11 protein-coding genes are annotated in these 12,615 nt (G+C 67.5%); 4 read left to right on the top strand and 7 right to left on the bottom strand.

The features are described 5' to 3' along the window. Nucleotides 1-5: 5 nt before the first annotated feature. From AC3IR9_RS01005 to aceB, 3 genes are all read right to left on the bottom strand, one after another. Nucleotides 6-1,049, bottom strand: coding sequence for a GGDEF domain-containing protein (locus AC3IR9_RS01005; RefSeq protein ID WP_489293453.1), 1,044 nt, complete (start codon nt 1,047-1,049; stop codon nt 6-8). Between the two features lie 266 nt (nt 1,050-1,315). Further along, on the bottom strand, nt 1,316-2,608 hold the full coding sequence (gene aceA, locus AC3IR9_RS01000) for an isocitrate lyase (protein ID WP_489293452.1): 1,293 nt from the start codon (nt 2,606-2,608) through the stop codon (nt 1,316-1,318). Between the two features lie 139 nt (nt 2,609-2,747). Continuing rightward, a complete protein-coding gene (gene aceB / locus AC3IR9_RS00995) occupies nt 2,748-4,382 on the bottom strand; it encodes a malate synthase A (RefSeq protein ID WP_489293450.1) in 1,635 nt (544 codons plus the stop codon). Between the two features lie 108 nt (nt 4,383-4,490). Between aceB and AC3IR9_RS00990 the strand changes: the two genes are divergently transcribed. Beyond that, on the top strand, nt 4,491-5,456 hold the full coding sequence (locus AC3IR9_RS00990; protein ID WP_489293449.1) for a LysR family transcriptional regulator: 966 nt from the start codon (nt 4,491-4,493) through the stop codon (nt 5,454-5,456). Nucleotides 5,457-5,469: 13 nt separating this feature from the next. Then, on the top strand, nt 5,470-6,375 hold the full coding sequence (locus tag AC3IR9_RS00985; RefSeq protein WP_489293447.1) for a LysR substrate-binding domain-containing protein: 906 nt from the start codon (nt 5,470-5,472) through the stop codon (nt 6,373-6,375). Nucleotides 6,376-6,518: 143 nt separating this feature from the next. On the opposite strand, the gene AC3IR9_RS00980 is transcribed toward AC3IR9_RS00985, so the two are convergent. Beyond that, a complete protein-coding gene (locus tag AC3IR9_RS00980) occupies nt 6,519-7,799 on the bottom strand; it encodes an MFS transporter (protein ID WP_489293446.1) in 1,281 nt (426 codons plus the stop codon). A gap of 135 nt (nt 7,800-7,934) precedes the next feature. Then, nucleotides 7,935-8,561, bottom strand: coding sequence for a signal peptidase I (gene lepB, locus AC3IR9_RS00975; RefSeq protein WP_489293445.1), 627 nt, complete (start codon nt 8,559-8,561; stop codon nt 7,935-7,937). A gap of 180 nt (nt 8,562-8,741) precedes the next feature. Between lepB and AC3IR9_RS00970 the strand changes: the two genes are divergently transcribed. Then, nucleotides 8,742-9,158 carry a hypothetical protein gene (locus AC3IR9_RS00970; RefSeq protein WP_489293443.1) on the top strand — a complete coding sequence of 139 codons (417 nt, stop codon included), beginning with the start codon at nt 8,742-8,744 and terminating at the stop codon, nt 9,156-9,158. Nucleotides 9,159-9,161: 3 nt separating this feature from the next. Beyond that, the gene (locus AC3IR9_RS00965; protein WP_489293442.1) at nt 9,162-9,611 is read left to right on the top strand and encodes a 3-dehydroquinate dehydratase; all 450 of its coding nucleotides are present in this window, start codon (nt 9,162-9,164) and stop codon (nt 9,609-9,611) included. Between the two features lie 113 nt (nt 9,612-9,724). Here AC3IR9_RS00965 and dcp read toward each other — a convergent pair whose 3' ends face one another. After that, nucleotides 9,725-11,899: a peptidyl-dipeptidase Dcp gene (gene dcp / locus AC3IR9_RS00960; RefSeq protein WP_489293440.1), complete on the bottom strand. Its 2,175-nt coding sequence runs from the start codon at nt 11,897-11,899 to the stop codon at nt 9,725-9,727. Between the two features lie 141 nt (nt 11,900-12,040). Then, the gene (locus tag AC3IR9_RS00955) at nt 12,041-12,601 is read right to left on the bottom strand and encodes a lysophospholipid acyltransferase family protein (RefSeq protein WP_489295658.1); all 561 of its coding nucleotides are present in this window, start codon (nt 12,599-12,601) and stop codon (nt 12,041-12,043) included. Between the last annotated feature and the right edge of the window lie 14 nt (nt 12,602-12,615).

Below are 12,615 nucleotides of genomic sequence, written 5' to 3'. Positions count from 1 at the left end.
CCCGATCAGGACGAAGCGGTCGCGGCACGCGACCAGTGCAGCCGGTTTCCCCCCAGGCGCTTGGCCTGGTACAGCGCGTTGTCGGCGCGAGCGTACCACTCGCTCCAGTCGGTGTGCGGCTCCAGCAGGCACAGCCCGATGCTGACCGGACACACGTGTGGCACCCCGTGGGCCCGCCCCATCAATCCATGCACCGCGCTGAGAATGAACTCGGCCGCATGTTGCAGGGTGTCGTTGTCGGCGGCGCGTAGCAGCAGGCAGAACTCGTCGCCGCCGAGCCGGCAGGCCACGTCCGACTCGGTGGCGACCGAGCGCAGGATGTTGGCCACGCTCTGCAGCACGCGGTCGCCGGCCTGGTGGCCGTGTTCGTCGTTGACCTGTTTGAAACGGTCGCAGTCGATCAGCAGCAGCCCCTGCGGCGGGCCGTCCTCGTGGAGGCGGCATTCCTGCAGGTACAGGCCCAGCCCGCGGCGGTTGTGCAGGCCGGTCAGCTCGTCGGTGCGCACCAGTTCACGGGTATGGGTGAGCTGGTGGGTGGTGACGTACAGGTTGTCCAGCGCGGTTTCCAGGTCATGGTTGCGCCGCCGCAGCTGCCGGATCAGCATCTGTTCGTTGCTGACCACGCGCATGATCGTGCGCCGCAGGAAGTAGGCCACCAGGCCCGGATCGCGGTCGACCAGGCGCTGGAAATCGGCATTGCCCAGCTCCAGCACGATGCTGTCTTCCACCGCGCGCGCTTCGGCGCTGCGCGGATGGTCGCCAATCAGCAGGCCGAGTTCACCGAAGAATTCATTGGGGCCCAACGACTTCACCACCAGGTCGTCGCCGAAATCCAGTTCGATGCGACCGCTGGCGATCACATACATGGTGTCGCCGGCTTGACCGCGCTGGAACAGCCGGGCACCCTTGGTCAGGTGCTGCTGCCGGCCGAATTCCGCGAACAGGGCGAATTCGGCACTGCTCAGCACGGCATGCACGATCTCAGCCATCGCGGTCTGGGCGATGCCTGGTTCCTGTTCGCACACAATCACAGCAACCTTGCCGGTCATTCCGTGCACCCGCTTCCCAGCGTTCCCCCGGTGAGCCGTGGAGGATAGCACCCCTTAAAACTGTGCGCCTCATCCCAGTTCTGTACACGGACGACCGAAATTACGGCTGGGCCGGCACATCGCTGTTCAATACGGGATCCAGCCGCCCGGGCGGCCACGGCCGACCTGTCACGGCCCAGGCGTGAAAACGCGGCAGGCAGCCTCCCGACTGCCCGCCGCCCCGGCCTTCCCTGGCCGCCCTTGGTAATCGCCCAGGTGGGGCTCGCTCAGGCCGCCTGGCCGGCGCTGAACTGCTCTTCCTCGGTCGAGCCGGTCAACGCGGTGGTTGACGACTTGCCCTGCTGGATGGCCTGGGTGACCGCGTCGAAGTAGCCGGTGCCGACCTCGCGCTGGTGCTTGACCGCGGTGAAGCCGCGGTCGGCGGCGGCGAATTCGGCCTCCTGCAGCTCCACGAAGGCGCTCATCTGGCGGCGCGCATAGCCGTGGGCCAGGTTGAACATCGAGTAGTTCAGGGCGTGGAAGCCGGCCAGGGTGATGAACTGGAACTTGTAGCCGTACTTGGCGATTTCCTTCTGGAAGGTGGCGATGGTGGCGTCGTCCAGGTTCTTCTTCCAGTTGAAGCTGGGCGAGCAGTTGTAGGCCAGCAGCTTGCCGGGGAACTGGGCGTGGATGGCCTCGGCAAACTGGCGCGCGAACTCCAGGTCCGGCTTGCCGGTTTCGCACCAGATCAGGTCGGCATAGGGCGCGTACGCCAGGCCACGGCTGATCGCCTGGTCCAGGCCATTGCGGGTTTTGTAGAACCCTTCCACGGTGCGCTCGCCGGTGGCGAACGGCTGGTCGTTGGGGTCGATGTCGCTGGTCAGCAGGTCGGCCGCTTCCGCGTCGGTACGGGCCACCAGCAGGGTCGGCACGCCCAGTACATCGGCGGCCAGGCGCGCGGCGTTGAGCTTCTCGATGGCCTCGCGGGTGGGCACCAGCACCTTGCCGCCCATGTGGCCGCACTTCTTCACCGACGCCAGCTGGTCTTCAAAGTGCACGCCCGCAGCGCCGGCCTCGATCATCGCCTTCATCAGTTCAAAGGCATTGAGCACGCCGCCGAAACCGGCCTCGGCATCGGCCACGATCGGTTGCAGGAAGTCGATGTCATCCTTGCCTTCGGCGTGGTGCAACTGGTCGGCGCGCAGCAGGGTGTTGTTGATGCGCTTGACCACCGCCGGCACCGAATCGGCCGGGTACAGCGACTGGTCCGGGTACATCTGCCCGGCCAGGTTGGCATCGGCGGCCACCTGCCAGCCGGACAGGTAGATCGCGTTCAAGCCGGCCTTGACCTGCTGCATGGCCTGGTTGCCGGTCAGCGCACCGAGCGCGTTGACGAAGTCTTTTTCCTGCAGGTAGGTCCACAGCTTCTCCGCACCCAGCCGCGCCAGCGAATGCTCCACATGCACGGTGCCGCGCAGGCGCACCACGTCGGCGGCGCTGTAGGTGCGCTGGATGCCGGCCCAGCGCGGGTCGGTGTTCCATTCGTGCTGGATCTGTTCGGCGGTCGGCAGCTTGCTCATTTCGAATCTCCAGAAGAACGTGGGAAGGGGTGAAGCGGTGGGTTGGGGCGGTAGGAGCGGGGCAGAGCCCCGCTCTACGTGGATGTCCTGGCGTAGTGCCGGGCTCTGCCCGGCAGACGGGAATCCGGGTCGGCCGGGGTCAGGCCAGCCGCTGGTAAGCGGGCAGGGTCAGGAAGTCGGTGAGGTCGGCGCGGCGGCTGAGTTCAGCCAGTAGTGCGATGGACTCGCCGATGCGCGCTGCGCCCGGCAGTGCGTCGGTGTCGCCCAGCCGCGCCGGCAACTGGGCCAGGGTGGCGTCGAGCAGGGCAAGGTCGATCGCGGTGCCGTCGTCCAGGTGCTGCCCGGGCACGTGCAGCCACTGCCACAGCTGGCTGCGGCTGATCTCGGCGGTGGCCGCGTCCTCCATCAGGTGGTGGATGGGCACGCAGCCGTTGCCGTCCAGCCATGCGGCCAGGTAGCGCACGCACACTTCCACGTTGCCTTCAAAACCGGTACGGGTGATGGTGCCGGTCGGCGCGGCAATCAGCGCATCGCGGTCCACCTGCACGTCGCCGCGCAGCACCTGATGCTGGTTCGGGCCAGGCATGTGCGCGTCGAAGATGGCCTGCGCCACCGGGATCAACGCCGGGTGCGCCACCCAGGTGCCGTCGTGGCCCGCGCTCACCTCACGCAGTTTGTCCGCGCGCACCCGCGCCATCGCCTGCTCGTTGGCGGCAGCATCGTGGTTGATCGGAATCTGCGCGGCCATGCCGCCCATCGCATGCGCGCCCCGGCGGTGGCAGGTCTTGATCAGCAGTTCCGAATACGCCTTCAGGAACGGCTGGGTCATGGTCACCTGGCCGCGCTCGGGCAACACCTTGTCGGCGTGGCGGCGGAAGGTCTTGATGTAGGAAAAAATGTAGTCCCAGCGGCCGCAGTTCAGGCCGACGATGCGGTCGCGCAGCGCATGCAGAATTTCGTCCATCTCAAACACCGCCGGCAGCGTTTCGATCAGCACGGTGACCTTGATCTGGCCGTGCGGCAGGCCGAGCATGCCCTCGATGTGCGACAGCGCGGTCTCCCACAGCGCGGCCTCTTCCATCGACTGCAGCTTGGGCAGGTAGAAGTACGGGCCGCGCTGGCGGCACATCAGGGTGCGGGCGTTGTGATAGGCGAACACCGCCACGTCGAACAGGCCGCCGGCCAGCGGCTGGCCATCGATGCGCACGTGCTTTTCGTCCAGGTGCCAGCCACGCGGCCGCACGATCAGCACCGCCTGCTCATTGAGCGGGCGCAGCGCGTACTGCTTCCCGTTGGGCGCGGTGTGGGTGAGGTCGCCGCGCACCGCGCCGATCAGTGCCTGCTGGCCGGCCAGCAGGTTGCGCCAGGCCGGGGCGGTGGAATCCTCGAAGTCGGCCATGAACACCTTGGCCCCCGAGTTCAGCGCGTTGATGACCATCTTCGGGTCGGTGGGGCCGGTGATCTCCACGCGGCGGTCCTGCAGGGCTTCGGGCAGCGGCGCGACGGTCCAGTCGCCGGCACGGATCGGCGCGGTGTCGGCGCGGAAGTCCGGCAGGCCGCCACCGTCGAAGAACGCCTGGCGAGCCTGGCGGGCCTGCAACCGTTGCTGGCGCTCGGGCTCCACCGCCCGGTGCAGCGACACCAGCAGCGCCAGTACCCCCGCCGGCAGCAGCGCGGACTGGCCGGCAAGCTGGGTGGTCACCGCGATCCCGGGCGTGGCCGGAGCATCGATCGGGGTGGGCTGGGCAGTGGCGAAAGCGGCGACGGCGGACATGGCGGGCTCCTGCATTGCGGTAGGGCTCCACCGTGCGCCGCCGCATCGATATTTGACAAAGCAGTTATTGCAATGGGTTACATAAGTTGTGCTTATACTTATGACGCCATGCCCACACCACGACCGCCAAGTCCCCGGTTTTCCTACAAATCCGACCGACTCAAACCGCTGCGGGCGTTCTGCCAAACGGTGCGGTTGGGCTCGGTCTCACGCGCGGCGGAGGCGCTGTTTGTCAGCCAGCCGGCCATCAGCCAGCAGTTGCAGGCCCTGGAACGCGAGTTGGGGGTGAGCCTGTTCGAGCGCAGCGGGCGCCGCCTGGTGCCCAGCCGCGAGGGCCAGTTGCTGTATGACATGGCGCTGCCGCTGGTGGAGAGCCTGGACGGGCTGGAAGCCAGCTTCCGCGACAAGGTCAAAGGCCTGGACGCGGGCGAACTCAACATCGCCGCCAACAGCTCGACCATCCTGTACCTGCTGCCGCGCATCGTGGAGCGCTTCCGCCAGCGCCATCCCGATGTGCGCCTGACCCTGCACAACGCCATCAGCGCCGACGGTACCGACCTGCTGCGCAGCGATGCGGCCGACCTGGCCGTGGGCTCGATGACCGACGTGCCGGCCGATCTCAGCTATGCCCCGGCCTACCGTTTCGAGCAGGTGCTGATCGCCCCGCCCGAGCACCCGCTGGCACGCGGCGAGCTCAGCCTGGAGGCGATCTCGCAGTACCCGCTGGTGCTGCCGCCCAAGCGCCAGATCACCTACCGGCTGGTCGACCAGGTCTTCCAGCGCCATCGCCTGCCCTACACCGTGGCGCTGGAGGTGGGCGGCTGGGAGGTGATCAAGCAGTACGTGGCGATGGGCATGGGCATCTCGATCGTGCCGGCGCTGTGCCTCAACGATGCCGACCGCGGGAAACTGGTGACGCGCTCGATGGGCGCCTGGTTCCCCGAGCGCAGTTACGGGGTGATCGTGCGCCGCGGGCGCTTCCTGTCGCCGCAGGCGCGCGCCTTCATCGAGTTGATCCAGCCGGACCTGTTCAGCCCGCGCAGCTATGATGAAAGCGGTCATTCCGAGCGCTGACGCATATCCTGCCATGTCGATCGAACTGCGCCACCTGCGTTACTTCCTGGCCGTCGCCGATACCCTGCACTTCGGCCGCGCGGCCGAGCGGCTGGGAATGTCGCAACCACCGCTCAGCCAGCAGATCCGCCAGCTGGAAACGCTGCTGGGCGCGCGCCTGTTCCTGCGCAGCAACCGCCGCGTGGAACTGACCGAAGCCGGGCGCGTGCTGCGCGAGCAGGCCAGCGCGGTACTGGAGCGGATGGACAAGGCGGTCGACCTCACCCAGCGCGCGCAGCGCGGCGAAACCGGTGAACTGCGGATCGGGCTGACCCGCGCCACCCCGCTGTCCACGCAGATTCCGCGCGCGATCTTTGCCTACCGCCAGCAGTTTCCGCAGGTGCGGTTGAAGCTGCGCGAGATGAACACCCTGCAGCAGATCGATGCGTTGATGGCCGGCGAGCTCGACGTCGGGTTGATCCGCAAACGTGCGCTGCCGGCACCCTTGATGTCGCGCAAGCTGTTCAGTGACCCGCTGGCGCTGGTGGTGCACGACCAGCATCCGCTGGTGCGGGCGCTACCGGCTGACGCGTCGGTGGCGCTGCGGTTGTTTGCGCACGAACCGTTCGTGGGGTTCCTGCGCGAGGTCGGTGCCGGTATCCACGATCACTTCATCGCGTTGTGCCGCAGCGCGGGCTTCACCCCACGCATCATCCAGGAGGCCGGCGAGGCCTCGACGCTGATCAGTCTGGCGGCCTCCGGCCTCGGGGTCACCGTACTGCCGGCCTCGTGCAGCCATATCCAGGTGGACGGCGCGCGCTTCGTTGCGCTCAGCGACCGCGCCGCCAGTTCGGAAGTGCACGTGGCCTGCCGACGCGGCACGGCCTCGCCGCTGATCGCACATTTCACCCAGCTGCTGCAGGGCCAGGCCAACGGTTGAGCACGGGCGAGGCCAGCAGCGGAAGGGACACACTCCACATCAGGACAGTCATGTTGATCAGCCGCGTCCTGGCCGAAGACGTTGTGCTGCTGGATGAGCGCCGCGTCGTGCATTCCCGCCAGGCGGTCTGGACGACGCTGCCGTCAGCGGCCGAGCGCAAGTGCGGCGCCCGCCGGTTGCACACGCCGCCCCAGCCGCCAGGCGATCACGCCGCCAGCCACCGTCAGCACACCGACGAAACCGCACACGCCCAGCCAGTCCCAATGGGTGTAGAACACGCCGCCGATCACGCCGGCCACGCTGGAGCCCAGGTAATAGGCGAACAGGTACAGCGCCGACGCTTCGGCGCGCAGCGTGCCGGCGCGGCTGCCGACCCAGCTGCTGGCCACCGAGTGGCCGCCGAAGAACCCGAACGTCACCAGCGCAATGCCGGCGGCCATGCCGCCCAGCCACGGCAGTGCCAGCAGCACGATGCCCAGCGCAACCAGTGCATAGCAGATGCCCAATACGCGGCTGCGCCCGTACTTGTTGGCCTGCTGGCCCATCCACGCCGAGCTGAAGGTGCCCACCAGGTACACGCTGAAGATCAGCCCGACCACGGTCTGGCTGAGCCGGTACGGCGGTGCCAGCAGGTGGTAGCCCAGATAGTTGTAGAGGGTGACGAACACGCCCATCAACACGAAGGCGGTGGCGAACAGCCACGGCAGGCCCGGGTCGGCGAACAGCTGGCGCCAACGCGAGGGCAGCTCGCGCAGGCCACCGCGACGGCTCTGGAAGTGCCGCGACGGCGGCAGCTGGATCCACAACAGCAGCGTGCTCAGCACTGCGATCAGCGACACCACGCCAATGCCCCAGCGCCAGCCCCAGTGGTCGGCGACGATGCCGGCGATCAGCCGCCCACTCATGCCGCCCACCGCGTTGCCGCCGATGTACAGGCCCATGGCCAGGCCCAGCGCGCGGCTGTCCATCTCTTCGACCAGGTAGGTCATCGCCACCGCCGGCACGCCACTCAGGGCGATGCCCAGCAGGGTGCGCAGCACCAGCATCGTGGTCCAGTCATCGACCAGCGCGCTGGCCGCCGACAGGACGCTGGATGCCAGCAGCGCGCAGATCATCACGCTGCGCCGGCCCACCCGGTCGGAGATCAGCCCGGCCAGCAGCATCGACACCGCCAACAGGCCGGTGCTCAGCGACAGCGCCAGCGCGCTGTTGGCGGCGGACACGCCGAAGTGGCGGCTGAACTCGGGCAACAGCGGCTGCACGGTGTAGAGCAGGCCGAAGGTGGAAAACCCCGCCAGGAACAGCGCCAACGCGGTCCGCCGGAACGCGGGCGTGCCCTGCTCGATATGCGCGGACGCGGCGCGGTCAGGGGAGGTGGTGCCCGGGGGGCTGCGGCCGGGGACCGCGGCGGTGTCGCCATTCATGCCGGAAGGGCCCACAGCAGCGGGCCTGCGCGAAAAAGTCAGCGCTCAGGATAGGCAGTGGCTACAGGTCGATCCATAACCCACAAGGTCTGCATTGAGACGTTCCATGTATCAATACAGAAACCCTGCAGGGGCCTAGAGGGCCTGCCAGGTCAAGCCCTGCCCGCGCCGGTAGTAGACGTGCGAGGCCTTGCCGTACAGCGCACTGGCCTGGACCAGGCCGAAATAGCGGCCGTCGGCACTGTTGCCACGGTGGTCGCCCAGCATCAACACCTTGCCGGCGGGCACGCTCAGGCCGCCGATGTCCGGGCCACCGCCCTGCCCGAGGTCGAGCTGGGCCAGGTGCTGGCCGAAGTCTTCGACCTCATCGACCCCGACCTGCCCCAGCGGGCGCCCGTTGATGCTGAGGTGGCCGTCGCGCAGCTCGACCCGGTCACCGCCGACCGCGGCGATGCGTTTGATCAACCGCGTGCCGTCCACCGGCGAGTCGAAGACCGCCACGTCGCCGCGTTGCGGCTGGCCGGTGTGCAGCAGCTCGACCGAGGTGAACGGCAGGCGCAGGCCGTAGGCACGCATGTCCACCACCACCCGGTCGCCCGGCATCAAGGTGTGCTGCATTGAGCCGCTGGGCACCTGGTAATGGTTGGCCAGCGAGTCGCGCGCGGCCAGCAGCAACCCGAGCATCACCGCCAGCGGCAGGGCCTCTTTTTTCAGCCAGTGCAGCATCCGGTTCGGGGCGGTAGCGGTAGCGGGACTCTCCATGGCAGCGGGCTCTCTCTGGGGACGAGGTTGTGACCGTGGCGGCGGCAGCCAAGTTCCCGCGCCCGGGTGCAGAAGCTACGCGATGTTTACGCGGCGTGGCCGCGGCGGCCATGGCGGTTTTACGGGCCACCGTCGCATCGTGGCGTCACCGCGCCGCAAGGCGCTTGATCGAGGTGTTCCATGACCATCCTGATGATCCGGCATACGCCGCCTGGCGCCGCGCCGGATGCCACGCCGCTACCTGCCCGGATTGCCGGGCACCGCGTGGCGTGCCGCGACTGCGATTCACTGCCCGCGCTGGTGCGCTGCCTGCAGCGCGCGCAACGCAGCCGCCCGACGCTGGTGCTGATCGCCACCACGGCGGTCGATGCGCCGCAATGGGCGCGGTATGGCCAGGCCTTGCGCATGGCGCTGGAAGCGTTGCCTGCGCCGTACATCGAGATGGCTGCCAACGACGATGACGCGCTGGATGAGCACCTGCACCCGCAGCACGCGCCGATGGCGCGGGTGGTGTGCAGCAGTGGCCGCGAGGACGCCTGCCGGTTGTCGTTGGCAATCGCCGCGCGACGCTTGCAGACCGTGGCGGAGGGAGCCTGAGCCATGTCGATCTTCATCATCCGCGGGCCGGAAGCGGCCGGTCCGTTGATCCGCACCGCGCCGCCCCTGCCGGCACTGGTACTGAAATCGCTGGTACACCGGGCAATCGATGCGGGCACCACGGTGGCGATCCGCGCGTGCGGGTCCGAACAGGAACTGCTGGATGCATTGCGCGTGGCCGATCACAGCCGCGGCGAGGTGACCCTGCTGGATCCCGGCGCGTGCGTACACAGCGTGCGCCTGCAACAGTTGCTACCGCACCTGCGCAACGCCTATGTGGAAGTGCATGACGACGACACCCGCACGCCCGAAGCCTGCCTGCCACCTGACGTGGGCCAGCGTATCGGGGTGGCACGCGGGTACTGCGCGCAGAGCTACATGCATGCGCTGGAAATCGCGCTGGACCACCTGGGGTGCAGCGAGATGGTGGCCGGGGTGCACGTGGGGACGTGATGGCATGCGCGGCACTGGTCCGCACAACGAAAAACGGCAGGGTTTCCCCTGCCGTTTTCGTGTCTGGGTAGCGGCCAGAGCGTATCGACCAACGGTCGATACCTACCGGGCGATTATTTCAGGCCGCGGTTGACCAGCAGCGGTTCCACCGACGGGTCCTTGCCGCGGAAGTCGCGGTACAGGTCCGACAGCTCCACGCTGTTGCCGCGCGAGAGGATCTTGTCGCGGAACACCTGGCCGTTTTCCGGGGTCAGGCCACCGTTTTCCTTGAACCACTCGAAGGCATCATGGTCGAGCACTTCGGCCCAGAAGTAGGCGTAGTACCCGGCCGAATAGCCGCCGCCCCAGATGTGGTCGAAGTAGGTGGTGCGGTAGCGCGGCGGCACCTGCGGCAGGTCGACCTTGAACTTCTTCAGCGCAGCCGCTTCAAAGGTGGCCACGTCCTGCAGCTTGGCGTCGGCCGGCTGAGTGTGCCAGGCCAGGTCGAGCAGCGCGGCCGACAGGTACTCGGTGGTCGCATAGCCCTGGTTGAAGGTACGCGCCTTGAGGATCTTGTCGACCAGGGCCTGCGGCATCGGCTCGCCGGTCTTGTAGTTCTTGGCGTAGTTGGCGAACACCTTCGGGTCCAGCGCCCAATGCTCGTTGAACTGCGAGGGGAACTCGACGAAGTCGCGCGAGGTGCTGGTGCCGGCGATGGACGGGTACTTCACCTTGGAGAACATGCCGTGCAGCGCGTGGCCGAACTCATGGAACATGGTGGTGACGTCATCGAAGCTCAGCAGCGCGGGCTGGCCGGCAGCGGGCTTGGTGAAGTTGCACACGTTGTAGACCACCGGCTTGGCACCGGTCAGGCCGTCCTGTTCGACGAACACGTCCATCCAGGCGCCGCCGGACTTGCTGTCACGCTTGAAGTAGTCGGTGTAGAACAGGGCCAGCGAGGTGCCGTCCTTGTCGAACACTTCGTACACCTTCATGTCCGCGTGGTAGGTCGGGATGTCGGTGCGCGGCTTGAACGTAATGCCGTACAGCTGGGTGGCGGCGTAGAAGACGCCGTTCTGCAGTACGTTGTCCATCTCGAAGTACGGCTTGATCTGGGCTTCGTCCAGGTCGTACTGGGCCTTGCGTACCTGTTCGGCGTAGAAGTCCCAGTCGGACGCGGCCAGCTTGAAGCCGCCGGTCTTTGAAGCAGCGTGCTGGGCGTCGATCACCTTCTGCATTTCACCGATCTCGCCGCGCGCCTTGGCGGTGGCCGCCGGCACGGTGTCGGTCAGCAGCTTGAGCGCGGCGGCCGGGGTCTTGGCCATCTGATCGGCCAGGCTGTAGGCGGCATAGTTGTCGAAGCCGAGCAGCTTGGCTTTCTGCGCACGCAGCTGGGCCAGGCGCTGCACGGTCTCACGGGTGTCGTTGGCGTCGCCCTTTTCGGCGCGGGTTTCCGAGGCCTTGAGCACGGCGGCGCGCTGCTCGCGGTCGCTCAGCGAACCGAGCACCGGCTGCTGGGTGGTGTTCTGCAGCGGCAGCAGGTACTTGCCGTCCAGCTTGCGGTCCTTGGCATCGGCGGCGGCGGTGTTGATCGCATCCTCGTCCAGGCCGGCCAGCTTGGCCTTGTCGTCCACCACCACCGCACCGGCGGCGGTGGCGGCCACCAGGCGGGTGTGGAACTGGGTGGCCAGCGTGGTTTCTTCCACGTTGAGCTTGCGCAGGGAGGCCTTGTCGGCATCGTTCAACTGCGCGCCGGCACGCACGAACTCCTGGTAGTCACGCTCGACCAGGCGCAGCTGCACCGGGTCCAGGCCCAACGAGGCACGCGCGTCGTAGAGGGTCTTGATGCGGGCAAACAGCTTCGGGTCCAGGCTGATTTCGTCCTGGTGCTCGGCCAGCTTCGGCGCCACTTCTTCCTGGATCTTCTGGCGCGCGTCGTTGGTATCGGCCTGGACCAGGCCGAAGAAGATGCGCGAGACCCGGGTCAGGGTGTCGCCGCTGCGCTCCAGCGCTTCGATGGTGTTGTCGAAGGTGGCCGGTTCGGCGTTGTCGGCGATCTTGCGGACTTCGGCCAGGTGCTGCTTCATGCCTTCATTGAAGGCCGGCAGGTAGTCACTGTCCTTGATCTTGTCGAACGGCGGCGCCTGGAACGGCAGCGTGCTGGCGCTCAACAGGGGGTTGGTGGAAGCATCGGCCGGCTGCGTGGCAGCGGCGGGGCTCTGGGTATCGGACACGGGGGTGGACTCCTTGCCGGAACAAGCCGCCAGCGCCAGGCTGATGGCAGCGGCCAAAACTACGGTACGCGACATGAAACGGGCTCCTTGGAATGGGTGCGACTGCGGAAAAACCGCAGCCGATCACCCTACTCCCATTGCCCCAGGCCAGCATGTGCCGGTCGTGGCGTATGGCTGTGCAGGCCCCGCCGCCCGTGGGATGGGGCGCTGCGCCCGTTAGACGGTGCCGCGGTTCTTGCCCTGCCAGGGCTGGTAGTAGGCGCGGATGGCGGCCATGTCGGCGGCATCGTCTCCGCTGGAGTAGAACAGCGGGCCGATCCCGATGGTCTTCTCCGGGTAGTGGAAGTAGCACGCCAGCACCGGCACGTCGGCCATCCGCGCGATCTTCAGGAAGCCGGCCTTCCAGTGGGTAACCGCCTTGCGGGTGCCCTCCGGGGTAATGGCATACCACATGCGCTCGGAATTGCGCAGCAGGCTGACCGCCTGCTCCACCGTGCCCTGCGGCGAGCTGCGGTCCAGCGGGATCACGCCCAGCGCGCGCAGCAGCGGCGACAGCGGCCACCAGAACAGCGAGGCTTTGCCCAGCACCTTGACCTGCATGCCGAGCGCGATCTTGGCCGCCATGCCCCAGAATCCGTCCCAGTTGGACGAGTGCGGGGCGACGATGAAGACCAGCTTGGGCACATCGGGGAAGCTGCCGGTCACTTTCCAGCCACCCAGGCGCAGGGTGCAGCGGGCCAGCCAGCGCAGCAGGCGGTTCGGTTTTACCTGCGGCATGTTGGGCGGAATGG

This window comes from Stenotrophomonas sp. GL_101, assembly GCF_057835675.1.
The sequence above is the reverse complement of the archived record's forward strand: the minus strand, read 5'-3'. Positions and strand labels throughout refer to the sequence as shown.

Excerpts from the sequence above, each read along its gene's own strand:
- AC3IR9_RS01005 (WP_489293453.1), bottom strand. The coding sequence starts at position 1,049 with ATGACCGGCAAGGTTGCTGTGATTGTGTGCGAACAGGAACCAGGCATC.
- aceA (WP_489293452.1), bottom strand. The coding sequence starts at position 2,608 with ATGAGCAAGCTGCCGACCGCCGAACAGATCCAGCACGAATGGAACACC.
- aceB (WP_489293450.1), bottom strand. The coding sequence starts at position 4,382 with ATGTCCGCCGTCGCCGCTTTCGCCACTGCCCAGCCCACCCCGATCGAT.
- AC3IR9_RS00990 (WP_489293449.1), top strand. The coding sequence starts at position 4,491 with ATGCCCACACCACGACCGCCAAGTCCCCGGTTTTCCTACAAATCCGAC.
- AC3IR9_RS00985 (WP_489293447.1), top strand. The coding sequence starts at position 5,470 with ATGTCGATCGAACTGCGCCACCTGCGTTACTTCCTGGCCGTCGCCGAT.
- AC3IR9_RS00980 (WP_489293446.1), bottom strand. The coding sequence starts at position 7,799 with ATGAATGGCGACACCGCCGCGGTCCCCGGCCGCAGCCCCCCGGGCACC.
- lepB (WP_489293445.1), bottom strand. The coding sequence starts at position 8,561 with ATGGAGAGTCCCGCTACCGCTACCGCCCCGAACCGGATGCTGCACTGG.
- AC3IR9_RS00970 (WP_489293443.1), top strand. The coding sequence starts at position 8,742 with ATGACCATCCTGATGATCCGGCATACGCCGCCTGGCGCCGCGCCGGAT.
- AC3IR9_RS00965 (WP_489293442.1), top strand. The coding sequence starts at position 9,162 with ATGTCGATCTTCATCATCCGCGGGCCGGAAGCGGCCGGTCCGTTGATC.
- dcp (WP_489293440.1), bottom strand. The coding sequence starts at position 11,899 with ATGTCGCGTACCGTAGTTTTGGCCGCTGCCATCAGCCTGGCGCTGGCG.
- AC3IR9_RS00955 (WP_489295658.1), bottom strand. The coding sequence starts at position 12,601 with ATGCCGCAGGTAAAACCGAACCGCCTGCTGCGCTGGCTGGCCCGCTGC.